The organism is Kitasatospora herbaricolor, assembly GCF_030813695.1.
GTDB lineage: Bacteria > Actinomycetota > Actinomycetes > Streptomycetales > Streptomycetaceae > Kitasatospora > Kitasatospora herbaricolor.
Genome location: NZ_JAUSVA010000002.1, coordinates 2,712,779 through 2,730,145, shown reverse-complemented (window position 1 = coordinate 2,730,145; position 17,367 = coordinate 2,712,779). Strand labels below are relative to the sequence as shown.

Annotated in this window: 18 protein-coding genes; 6 read left to right on the top strand and 12 right to left on the bottom strand. The window is 73.9% G+C overall.

From position 1 onward, the window contains the following. Window positions 1-54 precede the first annotated feature (54 nt). A complete protein-coding gene (locus tag J2S46_RS12265) occupies window positions 55-1,569 on the bottom strand; it encodes an FAD-dependent monooxygenase (protein WP_229913278.1) in 1,515 nt (504 codons plus the stop codon). Between the two features lie 100 nt (window positions 1,570-1,669). Between J2S46_RS12265 and J2S46_RS12260 the strand changes: the two genes are divergently transcribed. Continuing rightward, window positions 1,670-2,320: a TetR/AcrR family transcriptional regulator C-terminal domain-containing protein gene (locus tag J2S46_RS12260; protein ID WP_191293696.1), complete on the top strand. Its 651-nt coding sequence runs from the start codon at window positions 1,670-1,672 to the stop codon at window positions 2,318-2,320. Window positions 2,321-2,390: 70 nt separating this feature from the next. Here the strand turns inward: J2S46_RS12260 and J2S46_RS12255 are convergent, their stop codons facing one another. Both J2S46_RS12255 and J2S46_RS12250 read right to left on the bottom strand, forming a co-directional pair. Beyond that, window positions 2,391-2,879, bottom strand: a complete 489-nt coding sequence (locus J2S46_RS12255; protein ID WP_191293695.1) for a GNAT family N-acetyltransferase — start codon at window positions 2,877-2,879, stop codon at window positions 2,391-2,393. Window positions 2,880-2,935: 56 nt separating this feature from the next. Beyond that, window positions 2,936-3,508, bottom strand: a complete 573-nt coding sequence (locus J2S46_RS12250) for a DUF6891 domain-containing protein (RefSeq protein WP_191293694.1) — start codon at window positions 3,506-3,508, stop codon at window positions 2,936-2,938. Between the two features lie 71 nt (window positions 3,509-3,579). Between J2S46_RS12250 and J2S46_RS12245 the strand changes: the two genes are divergently transcribed. Further along, window positions 3,580-4,542 (top strand): DUF1152 domain-containing protein, encoded by a 963-nt coding sequence (locus J2S46_RS12245; protein ID WP_229913277.1) that lies wholly within the window; start codon window positions 3,580-3,582, stop codon window positions 4,540-4,542. A gap of 38 nt (window positions 4,543-4,580) precedes the next feature. Here the strand turns inward: J2S46_RS12245 and J2S46_RS12240 are convergent, their stop codons facing one another. Together J2S46_RS12240 and J2S46_RS12235 are read right to left on the bottom strand one after the other, a co-directional pair. Then, on the bottom strand, window positions 4,581-5,126 hold the full coding sequence (locus J2S46_RS12240; RefSeq protein WP_191293693.1) for an FHA domain-containing protein: 546 nt from the start codon (window positions 5,124-5,126) through the stop codon (window positions 4,581-4,583). A gap of 142 nt (window positions 5,127-5,268) precedes the next feature. Next, window positions 5,269-5,820 (bottom strand): DUF1697 domain-containing protein, encoded by a 552-nt coding sequence (locus J2S46_RS12235; RefSeq protein ID WP_191293692.1) that lies wholly within the window; start codon window positions 5,818-5,820, stop codon window positions 5,269-5,271. A gap of 158 nt (window positions 5,821-5,978) precedes the next feature. On the opposite strand from J2S46_RS12235, the gene J2S46_RS12230 reads away from it, so the two are divergent. Then, window positions 5,979-6,449, top strand: a complete 471-nt coding sequence (locus J2S46_RS12230) for a pyridoxamine 5'-phosphate oxidase family protein (RefSeq protein ID WP_191293691.1) — start codon at window positions 5,979-5,981, stop codon at window positions 6,447-6,449. Between the two features lie 54 nt (window positions 6,450-6,503). On the opposite strand, the gene J2S46_RS12225 is transcribed toward J2S46_RS12230, so the two are convergent. Further along, window positions 6,504-6,869 carry an ArsC/Spx/MgsR family protein gene (locus tag J2S46_RS12225; RefSeq protein ID WP_190214917.1) on the bottom strand — a complete coding sequence of 122 codons (366 nt, stop codon included), beginning with the start codon at window positions 6,867-6,869 and terminating at the stop codon, window positions 6,504-6,506. Between the two features lie 115 nt (window positions 6,870-6,984). Here J2S46_RS12225 and J2S46_RS12220 point away from each other — a divergent pair, with 115 nt between their 5' ends. Next, a complete protein-coding gene (locus tag J2S46_RS12220) occupies window positions 6,985-8,202 on the top strand; it encodes a cytochrome P450 (RefSeq protein ID WP_191293690.1) in 1,218 nt (405 codons plus the stop codon). A gap of 200 nt (window positions 8,203-8,402) precedes the next feature. Next, the gene (locus tag J2S46_RS12215) at window positions 8,403-9,506 is read left to right on the top strand and encodes a PP2C family protein-serine/threonine phosphatase (RefSeq protein ID WP_191293689.1); all 1,104 of its coding nucleotides are present in this window, start codon (window positions 8,403-8,405) and stop codon (window positions 9,504-9,506) included. On the opposite strand, the gene J2S46_RS12210 is transcribed toward J2S46_RS12215, so the two are convergent. Together J2S46_RS12210 and glnA are read right to left on the bottom strand one after the other, a co-directional pair. Then, window positions 9,487-11,175, bottom strand: coding sequence for a hypothetical protein (locus J2S46_RS12210; protein WP_191293688.1), 1,689 nt, complete (start codon window positions 11,173-11,175; stop codon window positions 9,487-9,489). The two genes, J2S46_RS12215 and J2S46_RS12210, sit on opposite strands and share 20 nt — an antisense overlap. A 186-nt stretch (window positions 11,176-11,361) precedes the next feature. Then, on the bottom strand, window positions 11,362-12,774 hold the full coding sequence (gene glnA / locus J2S46_RS12205; RefSeq protein WP_073923238.1) for a type I glutamate--ammonia ligase: 1,413 nt from the start codon (window positions 12,772-12,774) through the stop codon (window positions 11,362-11,364). A gap of 402 nt (window positions 12,775-13,176) precedes the next feature. Between glnA and J2S46_RS12200 the strand changes: the two genes are divergently transcribed. Then, entirely contained in the window at window positions 13,177-13,644 is a 468-nt protein-coding gene (locus tag J2S46_RS12200; protein WP_191293687.1) for an RDD family protein, read from the top strand. Window positions 13,645-14,092: 448 nt separating this feature from the next. On the opposite strand, the gene J2S46_RS12195 is transcribed toward J2S46_RS12200, so the two are convergent. The 4 genes from J2S46_RS12195 to lipB form a co-directional block, all read right to left on the bottom strand. Then, entirely contained in the window at window positions 14,093-14,782 is a 690-nt protein-coding gene (locus J2S46_RS12195; RefSeq protein ID WP_073923240.1) for a DUF4191 domain-containing protein, read from the bottom strand. A 104-nt stretch (window positions 14,783-14,886) separates the two neighbouring features. Further along, window positions 14,887-15,075, bottom strand: coding sequence for a hypothetical protein (locus tag J2S46_RS12190; protein WP_191293686.1), 189 nt, complete (start codon window positions 15,073-15,075; stop codon window positions 14,887-14,889). A 334-nt stretch (window positions 15,076-15,409) separates the two neighbouring features. Further along, a complete protein-coding gene (locus J2S46_RS12185; protein ID WP_191293685.1) occupies window positions 15,410-16,363 on the bottom strand; it encodes a lipoyl synthase in 954 nt (317 codons plus the stop codon). Between the two features lie 145 nt (window positions 16,364-16,508). Continuing rightward, the gene (lipB, locus tag J2S46_RS12180) at window positions 16,509-17,279 is read right to left on the bottom strand and encodes a lipoyl(octanoyl) transferase LipB (protein WP_191293709.1); all 771 of its coding nucleotides are present in this window, start codon (window positions 17,277-17,279) and stop codon (window positions 16,509-16,511) included. Window positions 17,280-17,367: the final 88 nt, after the last annotated feature.

The window sequence follows — 17,367 nt, the reverse complement described above, 5'->3', positions numbered from 1 at the left end:
CTCGCCGGCAGGCCCCTCACCGCAGGCCGCCGCCCTCGCGCGGTCGGCGGGCGGTCAGCGGGCGCCGAGCGCCGCCAGGTAGCCGGGCAGGGCCGCCGCGTCGTGGGTGGCCAGCCCGACGTACCCGTCCGGGCGGATCACGAACAGCCCCGGCCCGTACGCCTCCGCGGCGTGCCCGCCGTCGAGCCGCAGGCCCCGGACGCCGGCCGGCAGGGCGGGCAGCTCACGGTCCACGGCGAGTACCGTCAGATGCGTCCCCCGGTACAGCTCGAACAGCCGCCGCGCCGTGCCGTCGGCCGCCCGGTACGGAGAGTCGGGCGCCCGGTCGCCCGCGTGCAGGGCCTCCTCGTCCAGTCCCGGCCGCTGCTCCGCGGTGAGCGGCCCGCCCCGGTAGCCGACGTCCAGCTGGTCGGTGTCCTTGCCCCGGCGCGCCCGCCGGTCGTCGGTGCCGTCGCGCTCCGCCCGGTGCAGTCCGGTGCTGAGGTCGATCACCGAGGCGGCGACGGGGTACCGCTCCTCCTGGTAGCTGTCGAGCAGCGACTCGGGGGCGCCCGCGCGCAGCACCCGGCCGAGCTTCCAGCCCAGGTTGTACGCGTCCTGCACGCTGGTGTTCAGGCCCTGCCCGCCGGCGGGGGAGTGGATGTGCGCGGCGTCGCCCGCCAGGAAGACCCGGCCTTCGCGGAACCGCTCGGCGACGGCCGCCCGGGGGCGGAAGTCCGAGGCCCGGCGCACCTCGGTGACGGCGCTCGCCGGCAGGTGGGTGCCGGCCGCGACGAGCGCGCGCACCCCTTCGGCCGAGGTGTCCGGCGGCCCCTCCTCCAGCTGGGCGAACAGCTGGAAATCCGCCGTCCCCGGCATCGGGCAGAGCAGCAGGGCGCCGCCGGGGGCCTTCGGCCAGACGTGCCAGTGGTCGCGGTCCAGGCCCTCGACCCGGAGGTCGGCGACCAGCGCCGGCCGGGGGTCGACCTCCTCACCGCGCATGGCGATGCCGAGCGCCCTGCGGACGGCGCCGCGCCCGCCGTCGGCGCCGACCAGGTAGCCGGCGCCGACCGTGCGGGTGCTGCCGTCGGCCGCGGTCAGCTCGGCCTCGACCCGGTCGGCGTGCTGCTCCAGGCCGGTCAGCGCGGTGCCGAAGGCGACCCGGCCGCCCAGCTCCAGCAGCCGCGCGTGGAGGATCTCCTGGGTGCGCCACTGCGGGATCATCCACACGTCGGCGTACGGGGCGGCCGGGCCGGGGGTGCCGCGCTCGATGAGGTCCCAGGTGCCCAGTCGCTCGCCGTTCTCCCAGGCCATCATCAGCGGGTAGGCGCTGCCGCCCGCGTGGATCCGGTCGAGGACGCCGAGGTCCTCGAAGACCTCCTGGGTACGGGGCTGGAGCCCCTTGCCGCGCGAGCCGGGGAAGAGGGTGCCGGCCCGCTCGACCAGCAGGGCCCGAACGCCGTGCCGGGCCAGGTCGCAGGCGAGGGTGAGGCCGGTCGGCCCGGCGCCGACGATCAGGACCTCGGTGTCGTCCGGGACGCCGTTCAGGGGGCCGTTCAGGGCGGTGCCGTCCGGGGGAGGGGTGTCCACGAGATCTCCTTAACGCTGTTAAGTTGCTGGCGTTCCCGAGGATGGACTTAACGGTGTTAAATTGTCAAGGGGGGTTCACGGGACCAGACGAAGGACGGGCGTGGCACAGAAACTGGACCGGGCGCAGGTGGTCGACACCGCCCTGCGGCTGCTCGGCGAGACCGGCCTCGACGGCCTCACCCTGCGCCGGATCGCCACCGAACTCGACGTCAAGGCACCGGCGTTGTACTGGCACTTCGCCAGCAAGCAGGCCCTGCTCGACGAGATGGCCACCGAGATGCTGCGCCGGATGGGCGCCGGCGGCGGGAGCGTTCCGGAGGGCTGGCGGGCGGCGCTCACCGCGACCTGCCGCACCCTGCGCGCGAGCCTGCTCGGCTACCGGGACGGCGCCAAGGTCTTCAGCGGCACCCGGCTCACCGACCTCGGCCACAGCGAGGGCCAGAACGCCCTGCTGGCGGCCTTCACCGAGGAGGGATTCGCCCTCCCCGACGCCGTCCAGGCCTTCTTCACCGCGTACGCCTACACGATCGGATTCGTGATCGAGGAGCAGGCCGTCGCCCCGCTGCCCGGCGAGCAGCCGGCGCCCGAGTACGACCCGGTGCGGCGGGCCGGGCGGATCGGCGCCGACCGGCCGCTCGCGGCGGCCGCGAGCGAGGTCCTGTTCACCGACTACGAGCAGCGCTTCGAGCGCGGGCTGGCCATCCTGCTCGCCGGGATCGAGGTCGTCCTGCGGCCCGCCCCACCGGCCTGACCGGGGCCCGCCGGGCAGGTGGGCCGGGGAGCGGGTGGGCGGAGCCGGGCGGGTGGAGCGGCGGGGCGCGTCAGCCGGCGGCGGACAGCTCGCGCCGGAACCGCAGGCCGGGCCGTCCGCCGAGGTCGACGTCGCCCACCACGACGAACCCGTTGCGTTCCAGCACCGTCCGGGACGCCGGATTGTCCGGTGTGGTGGCCGCCGTGAGGGCGCGCAGCCCGTACCCGGCGGCGGCCAGCCGGCAGACCTCCGCGACCACGGCCGTGGCCAGGCCCCGCCCGGCGGCGCGCTCGCCGATCCGGTACCCGAGGTCGGCCGTCCCGTCCTCGACGTCCACCAGGTTGACCCGGCCGACCAATGCCCCCGGCTCGTCCAGCACGACGTGGAAGTGGCACACGCCGGCCTCCTGCTCGGCGAGCAGGGCCCGGTGCCGGGCGTCGAAGTCGGTGAAGTACGCGTCGGTGCGGTCCGGCACGGTGCGCGCGAAGTACTCCCGGTTCTCCCGCTCGAAGGCCAGCAGGGCCCCCGCGTGATCGGCCCTCAGCCGTGCCAGCTCCACCTGCTCCGCCCTTCCCCCGTCGTCCGTACGTCCCCCCGATCGCGCTCTCCGCGGTCCTACTCCGGCAGCCGGTGCAGCCAGTTCAGCGGGGTGACGGTGATGGTCTCGTCCGGCGAGCCGGTCCAGCGCGCGTTCAGTCCGGCCTCGGCCAGCGCGGCGACCACGTCGCGCCCGACCTCCGCGGTCTCCTCCTCGGAGTGCCGGAATCCGCCGTAGCGCAGCGTCAGGCCACCGCCGGCGACCGCCCGTTCGGTGTCCTGCTCGTGGAAGAAGACGAAGCCCCGGGAGTCCTCGTCCGCCTCCCCGCCGATCTCCGCGTAACCGCAGCTGCTGCAGCAGGTGAAGTCCATCGCGGCGACGATGCCGTCCGCCTCCAGCGAGTCGAAGGCCTCCACCAGCCGGTCGACGTCCGTCACCGCGGGCCAGCCGGCCTGCTCGGCCAGCCGCTCCTCCCACAGCGGGACGACGATCTGCTCGGCCTGCTCCTCCGTCAACCCCTGGTCCTCCAGGAAGTCCACCAGGGACTCGACTATCTCGTCCGGCTCCTGGAACCCCCCGCGGATCAGCTCCCGGGCGCGCTCCTGGGCATCGTGCAGTACGTCGGGGGCGAGGGCGGATTCCTGGGTCATGCGCGAATCCTCGCACCCGCCCAGGACAAACCCACCGCCCGGGTGGCAGCTGCGTTGCTATCGTCCGGCCGGTGACCTCCCTCTTCGAGCCCCAGTTGCTCACCCACCTCCTGGCCGCCGACCGGATCCTGATCGCCGGCGCCGGCGGCGGGTTCGACGTCTACGCGGGCCTGCCCCTGGCGCTCGCGCTCCGCCAGGCCGGAAAGGAGGTGCACCTCGCCAACCTGTCCTTCAGCCACCTGTACGGCCTGGACGCGGACGTCTGGCTCGAACCCGACGTCGCCCGGATCGGGCCCGAAACCCGCTCCGCCGAGGGGTACTTCCCCGAGCGGACGCTGGCCCGCTGGCTGCGCCTGCATCGCATGCCCGACACCGTGTGGGCCTTCGCCTCGGTGGGCGTCCGGCCGCTGCGGGCGGCCTACCGCGCCCTGGTCGCGGAGCTGGGTATCGACGCGATCCTGCTGGTCGACGGCGGTACCGACATCCTGATGCGCGGCGACGAAGCCGGCCTCGGCACCCCCGAGGAGGACATGGCCAGCCTCGGGGCGGTGGCCGGCCTCTCCGAGGTCCCCGAGCGCCTGGTCGCGTGCCTGGGCTTCGGGATCGACGCCTACCACGGCGTCAACCACTCGCTGGTGCTGGAGAACCTGGCCGCCCTGGACCGTGCGGGCGGCTACCTCGGCGCGTTCTCGCTGCCCCGGGGGAGCCGGGCCGGGGCCCTCTACCTGGACGCCGTCGAGCATGCCAGGGCGGCCTTCCCCGAGCACCCGAGCATCGTCCACGGTTCGGTCGCCGCAGCCCTGCGCGGAGAGTTCGGCGACGTCCGCTTCACCGAGCGGACCCGGCACGGCGCGCTCTTCGTCAACCCGCTGATGACCCTCTACTTCGCTGTCACCGTCGAGGCCCTGGCGGCCGGGAACCTCTACCTGGACCGGCTGGAGGACACCGTTCTGACCCGTCAGATCAGCTCGGTGATCGAGGATTTCAGGGACGGCCTGCCGGGGCGGCGCCCGCCGCGCCAGTTCCCGCACTGACCCCCGGCGGGGCCGCCGGGTGCGCAGGCCGCCGCGGCTCAGCCGGCGGCCAGCCGGAACTCCAGGTCACCGAAGCGCACCTGGTCACCGGGGCGGACCCGGACCGCGCCGGCCACCCGCCGCCCGTTCACATGCGTCCCGTTCGTCGAACCCAGGTCGTACAGGACCCAGCCCGCGCCCTCGCGCCGCAGTTCGGCATGGGCGCGCGAGACCGAGGAGTCGCTCAGCCGCAGGCCCGAGCCGGGGAGCCGGCCGATCGTCAGCAGTCCGCTGCCCGCCTCCGGCAGTTGCAGGCCCGGCAGCCGCTCCAGCCGCCAGGCGTCCCGCAGGCCGACCCCGAAGGCCGAGAACCGGCCCACCGTCCGCAGCAGCAGGCGGGACACCGGCCGGCCGCCCGGCAGGTCGGCCAGCACGGCGTCCAGCTCGGCCCGGCTGCGGGCCTGGAGGACGATCTCCATCCGGGTCATGAAGGTGTGGTGCGACAGCCGGCCGCTCCCGGCGCCCTCACGCAGCACTTCGAGCGCCAGCTCCCGCTCGGCCTCGGACGGGCGTTCCACCCGGGTCCGGAAATCAGGAGTGCTCATGCGCTGATTGTCGGGCCGCCCGGACCGCACTGTCCAGAAGCCGGTGGTCCGCCGGCGGCCGTCCGTCCGCCGGCCGTTCCTTCCGTCCCGTCGCGCCCCATCGGTCCCGTCGCCGCCCGACCGTCCCGGCGAGGTCCGGCCGTCAGGCCTTCCGGGCCGCGGCCAGGATCTTGTGCAGGGTGTGCAGGAACCGCCCCGTGCCCTGACCCGGGTACGACTTGCCGAAGACGGCCCCCGGATTGGTGCTCATCCGGCCGCTCTGCAGGTGCATCACCACGTACGCCGCGCCCGGGTCGGCGCCGACGATCTCGTAGTCGCCCTTGGCGGACCGCTGCGGCAGCTCGTAGCCGTCGGGCAGGGGTTCGGAGAGGAACACCACCACCAGCCGGGTGTCCGGCCCGGCCTCGTGGCCGGCGAACGGCTCGGCGTCGAGCAAGGCCGCGACCTCGTCCACCGTGCGCAGCATGGTCGGCACGGGGTAGTCGAGGGAGGCCTCCAGGTGCTGCTCGATCCGCCGGGTCAGCGCCGCCCGGTCGCTCTCCCCGGTGCGGAAGAAGACGTTCCCGCTCTGGATGTAGCTGCGGACCTCGCCCAGCCCCAGCTCGGTGAACAGCTCGCGCAGCCGCTCCATCTTCACGGTGCGTCCGCCCACGTTGACGGCCCGCAGGAACGCGATGTAGGTCGTGTCGCTCATCCGCCCAGTGTGGCACCGGCCCCGCGGGGCGGGCCCGTCGTCACCGTGCCCCGCCCGCGGCCTGTCGTCACCGCGCCTCGCCGGCGGCCCTCTTCACGGCTCGCCGCCGGGGCCCGTTGCCACGGCTCCCTGTCGGAGCCCGGTGCGAGACTGGCGGCATGGCTACCTGGCAGGATTTCGAGCAGCAGGCACCGGACCTGGCCCCCGCCGTGCGGGCCCGCTTCGAGGCCGCACGGCACCATGTGCTGGCGACGCTCCGGCTCGACGGCGCGCCCAGGGTGAGCGGTACGGAGGTGCGCTTCATCGGCGCGGACCTGACGCTCGGTTCGATGTACGGGGCCGTGAAGGCCCACGACCTCCGGCGGGACGGGCGCTTCGCCCTGCACAGCAACCCGGGGGACGGCACGATGGCGGACGGCGACGCCAAGCTCGCCGGCCGGGCGGTGGAGATCACCGACGAGGTCGAGCTGACGGCGTACGAGTCGGAGCTGCCCACCGCGCCGCCGGGCCCGTTCCACGCCTTCCGGCTGGAACTCGACCAGGCGGTGCTGACCACGGTCGAGGAGGGTGTCCTGGTGATCCGCTCCTGGCGGCCCGGCGAGCCGGTCGGCACCGTCCGGCGGGACTGACCCGTGCGGCCGGCGGCCGCACGGGACGGCGGGAGCGGGGCCGTGGCCCGGGGCTCAGCCCTTGGCGGGCAGGACGGACTTCACGGCCTCCGGCGTCCGCGCGACGATCGCGTGGCCGTCGTCCGCCGTGATGATCGGGCGCTGGATCAGGATCGGGTGCTCGGCCAGGGCCGCGATCCAGCGGGCCCGGTCGCCCGGCTCGCGCGTCCACTGCTTCATCCCGGCGTCCTTGGCGGCCTGCTCGTCCAGGCGGGTGATGTCCCACGGTTCGAGCGAGAGCCGCTCCAGCACCTGCTCCAGTTCGGCGGCCGAGGGCGGATCCTCCAGATAGCGCCGCACGGTGTACTCGGCCCCGACGGCCTCCAGCTCGGTGAGCGCGGACCGGCATTTGCCGCAGCGTGGGTTGATCCAGATCTCCATGCCGTCAGGGTACCCACCGTGCGTGCCCCGCCGACGCAGCGCCGGTGCGCGGGAACTCCGCGCCGGGCGGCCACGGTTCTACCGGGTGGACCGGAGCCGGCGGAGGGGGAAGCGGATGGACGGCGAAGCGATCATCGGGCAGCTGATGGGCCGGGAGGGCCGGGCCGACCCCTACCCGCTCTACCGGCGGGCGCACGCCCTCGGACCGGTCGCGCCCTGCGGCCCCGGCATGGCCATGGCGGTCGGCCACCGGGCGGCCAACCAGGTCCTGCGCAACCCCGCCTTCGGCGTCGCCGACCACGGGATGCGGGCCGACTTCGACCCGGAGTTCCTGAACCACTCCTCCGCGGTGCTGCTCAGCCGCTCCGTCCTGGAGAGCAACGCCCCGCACCACGCCAGGGTCCGGTCGCTGATCGCCTCGGTCTTCACCGCCCGCCGGGTGGCGGCGCTGGAGCCGGCCGTGGTCGCCGCCGTCGACGCCCTGCTGGACGGGATGGCCGCCCAGGGGGCGGACGGCGGCCCCGTCGACTTCATGGACGGCTTCGCCTTCCGGCTGCCGGTCGGCGTGATCTGCGAACTGCTCGGCGTCCCGGAGGCCGACCGCTACCGGTTCCGCGGCCTCGCCGCCGACCTGACCACCGCCCTGGAGTTCATCGCCGACCCCTCCGAGCTGACGGCCGCCGACGAGGCGGCCGACGAACTGGCCGGGTACTTCACCGAACTCGCCGCGGAACGCCGAGCCCGCCCCAAGGACGACCTGGTCAGCGCGCTGGTCGAGGTGGCGGCGGCCGACGACACCCGGTTGTCGGAGCAGGAGCTGCTGGCCAACCTGGTGCTGCTGCTGGTGGCGGGCTTCGAGACCACCACCAACCTGCTCGGCAACGGCCTCGCCCTGCTCTTCGAGCACCCGGAGGCCGCCGCGGGCCTGCTGGACGGCGCCGTCACCCCGGCCGGCCTCACCGACGAGGTCCTGCGCTACGACTCCCCGGTCCAGCTCACCTCCCGGATCGCCCTCGCGCCCGGCCTCGCCGTCGAGGGGGTGGAGACCCCGCCCGGCAGCGCGGTGTTCGTGCTGATCGGGGCCGCCAACCGGGACCCCGACCGCTACGAGCGCCCCGAGGTCTTCGACCCCACCCGCGGGGACAGCCAGCCGCTGAGCTTCGGCGGCGGCGCGCACTACTGCCTCGGCGCGCAGCTGGCGAAACTGGAGTCGGCCGTGGCCGTGCCCGCGCTGCTCCGCCGCTTCCCCCGGCTGGCCCCCGCCGGTGCGCCGACCCGGCGCGACCGTCTCGTCCTGCGCGGCTTCGAGACCCTCCCGGTCACGCTGCGCTGACACCGCTGCCCGCCCGGGCGGGAGCCACGGGCCACCGGAGCCGCAGGCGTCCGGCGGCCCGTGACCGGTCCGGCGGGCGGGGTGACGGGAACCCGGCGAACGGTGACATACGCGACGATGGGAGCGGTGGCCGGCACCCCGGCCGCCGGTCGGCAGCCGCCGGGCCGCCGACCGCTCCCGCACCGCAGGAGGCCCGAGCCGTGCCCGTTGCGAACCGCCCGGCCCCGCGGCCGGCCGCCCCGCCGGGTGTGCAGGCCCCACGCTGGGTGGCGTGGCTGCCGATTCTGCTGCTCCTCGTCGACATCGTCGCCGAGGCCGCGTTCCCCGGCGCCGTCGCGGCCGGCTTCCTGCTCACCCCGATCCCGGTCGTGGTCGCCTTCAGCTACGGACCCAGGGTGGCGTTGCTGTCCACGGCCGGTGTGATCGGCCTCCAGATCGCCCTCGCCGCGCGCGCCGGCCATCTGGACGAGCAGCACCACATCTGGATCTACGTCGCCACGCTGCTCTCCGGAGGGATGGGCACCGCGCTGGCCTGGCAGCGGACCCGGCAGGAGCGGAGCCTGGTCCGGGCCCGGACCGTCGCCGAGACCCTGCAGCGCGCGGTGCTGCGCCCGGTGCCCGAGCGGGCCGGCGACCTTCGGGTGGCCGCCCTGTACCGCGCGGCGCACGCGGACGCGGGGGTCGGCGGGGACCTGTACGCGCTCTGCGACACCCGGTTCGGTGTCCGGCTCCTGCTCGGGGACGTCCGGGGCAAGGGACTGGAGGCCGTCCGGACGGTGGCGGAGGTGCTCGGGGCCTTCCGCGCGGCCGCCCACGACACCGCCTGCCTGGCCGAGCTGGCCGAACAACTGGACCGCACGGTGATGCGCGAGGCCATCGACCGGGGCGACGAGGAGCTGTTCGTGACGGCGGTGCTGCTGGAGTACGTCACCGGGTCCGGCCGGGTGGACGTGATCAACCGGGGGCACCTCGCCCCGCTGGTGCTCTCCGGCACGGCCGTGGCCGTCGTCTCCTGCCCCGACGAACTCCCGCTCGGCCTCGGCCACCTGGCCGCCCCCGCCGAGCCGGCCGTGACCACCGGGGTGCCGCTGCCGCCGGGCCACACCCTGCTGGTGCACACCGACGGGGTCAGCGAGGCCCGGGACGCCGCCGGCACCTTCTACCCGCTGGCCGGCCGCCTCGGCTCGCTGGGGACGTCCGCACCCGACCTGGTGGTCGCCTTCCTCGACCGGGACGTCGCCGCGTACGCCGGCCGGCTGCACGACGACCTCGCGGTGCTGGCCCTCAGCCCGTCACCCGTGTGACTCCGCGCGGGCAGGAGGCCGCGGGCCCCGCCGGACCGCTTGAGCGGCCTGACTGCTTGAGCAGGTTGGCCGCCCGCTCGGCGGCCAGCTTGCGGTGGAAGTCGAGCAGCCAGCCGGGCGGCCGGTGGAAGACCGCGGCCAGCTCGCCGACCGTGCGTACCCGCAGGCGCTGCTTGACGATGGTGGCGTGGGCGGTCTGCAGCGCCTTTGCGACCGCGCCCGGCTGCAGCGCCGTGCCGTGCGGCCGGGCCAGCACCTGCTCGGCGCGGCCGGAGACCAGCATCTCCGGGTGCGGCGGACCGGGCACGACGGCCTCCCCGCCCGCCTGCTCGGCCCCGGCCGGGGGACCGTCCCCGCCCGCCCGCTGCTCCGGTACGACGGCGCCGCACTGCCGGGCGCGGTTCGCCGCCCGCTGGGCCGTCAGCCGCCGGTGGAACTCCAGCAGCCACGGCGGCGGGTCGAGGAAGACGTCCCGTAGTTCGCCCGCGCTGCCCACCCTGAGACCGTGCGCGGCCAGGGTGTCCGGCGCGAGCTGCAGGGCCGTGCCGACCTGCTTGGCGGTCAGCGCCTGCGCGGGTGCCAGCGCGAGCAGGGCCGCGGCCTTGACGGAGACCAGCAGCCCCGGATGCCGGTGGACCACGGCGGCCGGCGCGGTCGCGGGCGGCGGCATCGCCGCTCCCGGTCGCCCCAGGGGCCCCGGTTGCCCGCGCCGCCGGGGCGCCGGTCTCGCGGGGTGCCGCTCGGCCAGCAGGACGAGCGTGCTGACGGCCGTCTCGGGGATGTGCGCCCACCGGGGCTGCGGCCGGCGGTTGGGCCGGGTCCGCGGCTCCTCGTAGCGCAACGGGAGCTTCCAGCCCTCGTGCCGGGCCAGCCAGGCGGTGGCCAGGGCGGTCGCCTCGGGGACACCGCCCTTGGTGCGCAGCATGTCCAGCAGCCGCTGCTCGGGAGTGTCCGGGCACCTGGCGCAGGCCTGGCAGATCCGCCAGACCCGGGTCCTGACCTCGATCTCCGCGGAGCCGGCCGGCGCCGGCCCGCCGCAGTACGCGCAGGCCCAGTCGGCGTCCGCGTCGACGGTCCGCCGGACGGTCCGGGGCAGCGCCGGCACCGGCGGGAGGCCGGCGAGCAGCCCGTCCAGCACGTCCAGCCCGAGCGCCGCCTGCGGCGCGGCCGCGTCACCGGGGCGGCCCGCCCCGGCCCGGCGGTCCCCGCCCCGGCCGGCTCCGGGCCCGGGCGGCGGCAGGCCGAGCGCCGCCCGCTTGGCCCGCAGCCGCGCCTCGTCCGCGACCGGATGGCCCTCGACTGTGCCGTAGACCTGCGGGCGCCCCTCCGCGACGCAGAGGGCGTCGACGGCCTCCGCCAGGTGCAGGGACGGGATCCGGTACTGCTGGGCGGCCGCGGTCACCAGCGGCAGGATCCGGCGGATCTCCGGCCCGTCGGCGGCGAGCAGGATCCGGTGCGCCCCGCGGACGGCCTCCGGACCGACCTGGGCCGTCACCGGCCACCCCTTCAGCGCCCCGCACGCCGTCACCAGGTACTTGAACGCCTCACGCCGGCACTGGGCCGCGTACCGCACCCGGTCGGGGCTCTGCCCGGTCCGGACCCGCCGCCGCGCGTCCTCCAGGCGCCGCGCCCAGTGCACCAGGCCGACGCCGATCTCCTTCGTCACCACGCGCCCCATCATCGGCCCGCCCACCACGGCCTGACGCCCGCTCGGCCGAATGTCCCCCGGACGGGTCACTTCCCCCCGGGCCGGCCCCCGGCCTCCCGGGCCCGGCGCCGGACGGACCGATGGCCCCGCCGCTCTCCGTGGGGAGGCGGCGGGGCCATCGGTCCGCCCGCGTGCGGGGTCGCCCGCTCAGAGGTCGTAGTAGAGCTCGAACTCGTGCGGGTGCGGGCGCAGTGCGATCGGGGCGATCTCGTTGGTGCGCTTGAAGTCGATCCAGGTCTCGATCAGGTCGGGCGTGAAGACGCCGCCGGCCAGCAGGTACTCGTGGTCGGCCTCCAGGGCCTCCAGCACGGCCGGCAGCGAGGCCGGGACCTGGGGGACGGACGCGTGCTCGTCGGGGGCGAGCTCGTACAGGTCCTTGTCGACCGGCTCCAGCGGCTCGATCTTGTTCTTGATGCCGTCCAGGCCCGCCATCAGCATCGCCGCGAAGGCGAGGTACGGGTTGGAGGACGGGTCGGGCGCGCGGAACTCGATGCGCTTGGCCTTGGCGTTCGAGCCGGTGATCGGGATGCGGATCGCGGCCGAGCGGTTGCGCTGCGAGTACACCAGGTTGACCGGGGCCTCGAAGCCGGGGACCAGGCGGTGGTACGAGTTCACCGACGGGTTGGTGAAGGCGAGCAGCGACGGCGCGTGCTTGAGCAGGCCGCCGATGTAGTAGCGCGCGGTGTCGGAGAGCCCGGCGTAGCCCTGCTCGTCGTAGAACAGCGGGGAGCCCTCGGTCCACAGCGACTGGTGGACGTGCATGCCCGAGCCGTTGTCGCCGAAGATCGGCTTCGGCATGAAGGTGGCGGTCTTGCCGTTGCGCCAGGCGACGTTCTTGATGATGTACTTGAACAGCATCAGGTCGTCGGCGGCGTGCAGCAGGGTGTTGAACTTGTAGTTGATCTCGGCCTGGCCGGCGGTGCCGACCTCGTGGTGCTGGCGCTCGACCTCCAGGCCGGCGGCCGCGAGCTCCAGCGACATCTCGGCGCGCAGGTCGGCGAAGTGGTCGACCGGCGGGATGGGGAAGTACCCGCCCTTGTACTTCACCTTGTAGCCGCGCGCGTCGCCCTCGGCGGAGCCGCTGTTCCAGGCGCCGGCCTCGGAGTCGATGTGGTAGTACGAGGCGTTCGCGCTGGTCTCGAAGCGCACCGAGTCGAAGACGTAGAACTCGGCCTCGGGCCCGAAGAAGGCGGTGTCGGCGATGCCGGAGGAGGCCAGGTAGGCCTCGGCCTTCTTGGCGACGTTGCGCGGGTCGCGGCTGTAGGCCTCGCCCGTGATCGGGTCCTGGATGAAGAAGTTGATGTTGAGGTGCTTCTCCTTGCGGAACGGGTCCAGGCGGGCCGTGGCAAGGTCGGGGACGAGTGCCATGTCCGACTCGTGAATGGCCTGGAACCCGCGGATCGACGAGCCGTCGAACATCAGGGTCTCGGCCGGGTCGAACGTCGCCGCAGGCACCGAGAAGTGCTGCATGACGCCTGGCAGGTCGCAGAACCGGACGTCGATGAACTTCACATCGTTGTCCGCGATGTACTGCTTGACCTCGGCGGCGTTGTTGAACATTCCATCTGGCCTTTCCGAAAGGGGACCACCGGCTTCAGCTGGTGGGGAGTTTCGTCCTTGGATCGTAAGGGCGCAGGACCGGAGATCGCTGCGCCGCGTCGATGGCGCGCCGGGCTGTGGGGGGAGCCACTCACCGGGGCGATCTTCGAGTGCCTCCTCCGTGCGGAATGCGCCTCACCCTAGGAACGGCCCGTTTCCTGTTGGTGACTTCTGTGTTTCCTAAATGTTAACCACCCCGGTCGGGCGGGCGGCAAAGTCGTACGGTTCCGGGCAAATCGCCGCGCCCTCGACCGGGGTCCGATCCGAGTGGTCTGGACCACTTGAGGGGCCCTGTGAAGGCCCTCCCGACCCGCCGGGGGAGGCGGTGGCAGGGCGCCGCGGCGGCCCGGTTAGTGTGGATTCGTGGACACCAGAGAAGCGTTGGGATCGTGGATCGACGGCCCGAAGGCGGCCGCCGAGAAGATGGGTGCCGACTTCGGGCACCGCGGCGAGCGCCTCGGCCTGCCCAAGGAGGGTCCCGGTTCGATCGCCGGTCCCGGCCGCCGGATCGGCGCGCTCTTCGTCGACGGCTGGCTGGTGGCGCTGATCGCTTACGGCCTCGTCTCGCGCGGCGACCAGGCACAGGCCAACCTCTGGACCACCCCGATCTTCTTCGTGGTGACCGTGCTGCTGCTCGCCACCACCGGAACCACGATGGGCAAGCGACTGTTCGGCCTGCGGGTGGTGCGTGTGGACGGCGGGCGGGCCGGCATCCCGCAGGTGATGCTGCGCACCCTGCTGCTCTGCCTGGCGGTGCCGGCGCTGGTCTGGGACCGGGACACCCGTGGCCTGCACGACAAGGCCGTCGGCACGGTCGAGGTCCGGATCTGACCGGCGGCCGGCCCGCCGCTCGGCCTGACGGCTCCGCCTGGGCCGCCCGGGGGCGGCTCGGCCCGAGCGCTGCCGAGCGCTGCCTGAGTTCTGGCCGACTTCGGCCTGAGCTCGCCCGGAGGGCTCGGCCTGAGCTCGCGCCGGACGGCTCTCCGGCGCGGTCCCGGTCGGGCGCTCCCCACGGGTCGCCGCGCGCCGACGAAGCAGCGGCGCCCGGACGCCGGTCGGAAGCGGTCGCGCGGCGGACAGCCTCGGACCGGAACGGTCCGGCTCCGAGGCCGTCCGCCCGGGCGAGGTCGATCAGGACCGGTCCGGCCGCGCACCGGAGCGAACATCGAACGCGCCGTTCTGAAGCAATGGTCGAACGGCACCGTCCCGAAGCGGACGTCAAACGGCCCCGACGCGAAGTGTCCGCGGCGGGGCCGTGTCGTGTTCGAGCGAGGAGCGGTCAGCGAGCCTGGCCGCCCTTGGGCATCCGGGCGCCCTTGGGCATCGGGCCCTTGGGGATCGGCGCCTTGGAGAGCAGGTCTCCCAGGGCGCGCAGCCGGTCGTTGGTCTCGGTGACCTGGCCGGGGGTGATCGCGCGGGGCAGGCGCATCAGGTGGATCTGCAGCTTCTTCAGCGGGATCTCACCCTCCCCGGTGCCCACCACGATGTCGTGGACCGGGATGTCGCCGACGACGCGGGCCATCTTCTTCTTCTCGGAGGCCAGCAGCTGGCGGACCCGGTTCGGGTTGCCCTCGCCGATCAGCGCGATGCCCGGCCGGCCGACCGCCCGGTAGACCGCGTCCTGGTTGCGGGTGACCGCGACCGGGGTCGGGTTGGCGCTCCAGCCGCGCTTGATGTTGTTCAGCACGGCCGCCACGGCGCCCGGCTGTCCCTCCATCTGCCCGAAGGCCGCACGCTCGGCCCGGCGCCCGAAGACGATCGCCATGGCCAGGAAGGCCACGATGAAGCCCAGGATGCCCAGGTAGATCGGGTGATCGATCGCAAAGCCGATGGCGAGAAACACGCCGAAGGTCAGCAGGCCGACGCCGGCGATGATCAGGCCGATCTTGGTGTCGACCTTCTTGGTCATTTGGTATGCCAGACGGATCTGCTTGAGTCGCCCGGGGTTCTCGGATGTTTCCCTCGCCATAACGCTCATGGTACGTGCCGGGAGCGCGGGATATCCAAGCACGGTGCCGGATCGCACCGAACCGTGATCCGGCCGGCCCACGGCGGCGGTCCGGCGGTCGGGTCTCAGCGCCGGACGGCCTCCGCCACCGGGCCGGTCACGGCCGTGCCCAGCGCCCGGTCCTCGGCGTGTCGGCGGTTCTCGCAGACCGCCGCCCAGGCGTTCTGCCGCGCCTGCCGCTGACCGCTCGCCAGCAGCACGCTCTCGGCCAGCCGCAGCGCGGTGCCGCCGACCGATCGGATCCTTACCTGCATTCCGAACAGCTCCCCTCGGTGTCGAGAAGGTCCTGACCATCACATGGTCACCACTTGGTGTTACCAGTCGGTGACCAGGCCGTCAAAGCCTGATGAAAGCCGGACGCCCCTTTGGCGGAACCGAACGCCCCCGAACGGAGCCGGGCGGGCGAACGGCGCCGCGGCGACAACCGGCAGGCCGGAACGACGACGGGAGGGGCGGGGCCGAAGCCCCGCCCCTCCCGGTGACACCGATCGCCGTCGGCCGTCGTGCCCGGCCGGTGAGGCGAACCTCACGCCCGTCCCCGCGCCGCGCGGATCGCACCGCGCCCCGCGAGGCCGTCGTGGGCAGGTCTCAGACCGTCGCCTTCTCGCGGTGCTCCAGCGCCTGGCGGTACAGCCGGCCGGCCCGGTACGAGGAACGCACCAGCGGCCCGGACATCACGCCCGCGAAGCCGAGCTCCTCGGCCTCCTGCTGCAGCTCCACGAACTCGTGCGGCTTCACCCAGCGCTCGACGGGGTGGTGGCGCACCGACGGGCGCAGGTACTGGGTGATGGTGATCAGCTCGCAGCCGGCGCCCACCAGGTCGGCCAGCGCCTGGCTGACCTCCTCGCGGGTCTCGCCCATGCCCAGGATGAGGTTGGACTTGGTCACCAGCCCGGCGGCCCGCGCCTGGGTGATGACGTCCAGCGAGCGCTCGTAGCGGAACGCCGGGCGGATCCGCTTGAAGATCCGGGGCACCGTCTCGACGTTGTGCGCCAGTACCTCGGGACGCGAGGAGAAGACCTCGGCCAGCTGCTCGGGCACCGCGTTGAAGTCGGGGATCAGCAGCTCGACGCCGGTCCGCCCGCCCTCGCGGCCGGCCGTCTGCGCGTGCACCTGGCGCACCGTCTCGGCGTACAGCCAGGCGCCGCCGTCGGGCAGGTCGTCGCGGGCGACACCGGTGATGGTCGCGTAGTTCAGGTCCATCGTGACGATCGACTCGGCGACCCGGCGCGGCTCGTCGCGGTCGAAGTCGGCGGGCTTGCCGGTGTCGATCTGGCAGAAGTCGCAGCGGCGGGTGCACTGGTCACCGCCGATGAGGAAGGTCGCCTCGCGGTCCTCCCAGCACTCGAAGATGTTGGGACAGCCGGCCTCCTGGCAGACCGTGTGCAGTCCCTCCTTCTTCACGAGCGACTGGAGCGCGGTGTACTCCGGGCCCATCTTCGCCCGGGTCTTGATCCACTCAGGCTTCCGCTCGATGGGGGTCTCGCTGTTGCGGACCTCCAGGCGCAGCAGCTTCCTGCCGTCGGGTGCGACAGCGGACACGTGCGACTCCTAAGAACTAGACGGGGTACCCCCAGGGTACGCCTGTGCTTGTACGGCTCTCCACGGGCCCGGCCCCGGGAATCGCAGGATTCCCGGGCTCGCGGGCTGCCCGTCCGGGCAACATCCGCCGCCCGGCCGGGATTCCCTACCGGGCCAGCGCGGGCTCGGCGAGTTCGGCGAACACCTCGGCGAGGTGCTTCTCGACCACCGGCAGGGCCTCGCCGACCGGGAAGGTCCGGCCGAGCTCGGTGCTGACCGAGCCGACCCCGGCGTCCCGGATGCCGCAGGGCACGATCCGGTCGAACCAGGTCATGTCCGGATCGCAGTTCAGTGCGAAGCCGTGCATGGTGACGCCCCGCGCGACCCGCACGCCGATCGCCGCCAGCTTGCGGTCGTCGCCGCGCTGGCCGGCGTTGGACGCCGCGTACTCGGGCCCGGCCAGCCGGGGGTCGATGCCCAGCGGCAGGCCCATCCGCAGGGTCAGGCTGCCGATGTCGACCACCTGGGCCGGGTCCACCACCGCGTCCGGGAGGCTCTCGCCGAGCACCCAGACCCCGCTGCGGCCCTCGACCCGGGTGGTCTCCACCCCGAACTCGCCGCAGGCGCGGATCAGCGCCTCCTCCAGCCGGCGGACGTACGCGACGACGTCCATCGGCTCGGGCAGCTTCACGATCGGGTAGCCGATCAGCTGGCCGGGGCCGTGCCAGGTGATCTCGCCGCCGCGGTTGACCTCGACCACGGGGGTGCCGTCCAGCGGCCGGTCCTCGGGGTTGGTGCGGCGTCCGGCCGTGTAGACCGGCGGGTGCTCCAGGAGCAGCACGGTGTCGGGGATCTCGTCGGCGACCCGGAGGGCGTGCAGTCGCTGCTGCTCCTCCCAGGCCTCCTGGTACGGCACCGACCGATCGCCGATGCCCATGCGTACGAACCGTACGTTCTCGCTCACCGCTGCTCCTTGCCAGGCGTTCGAGACCAACCTCGCCACTGTACGCCCGACCGGGTGAAGG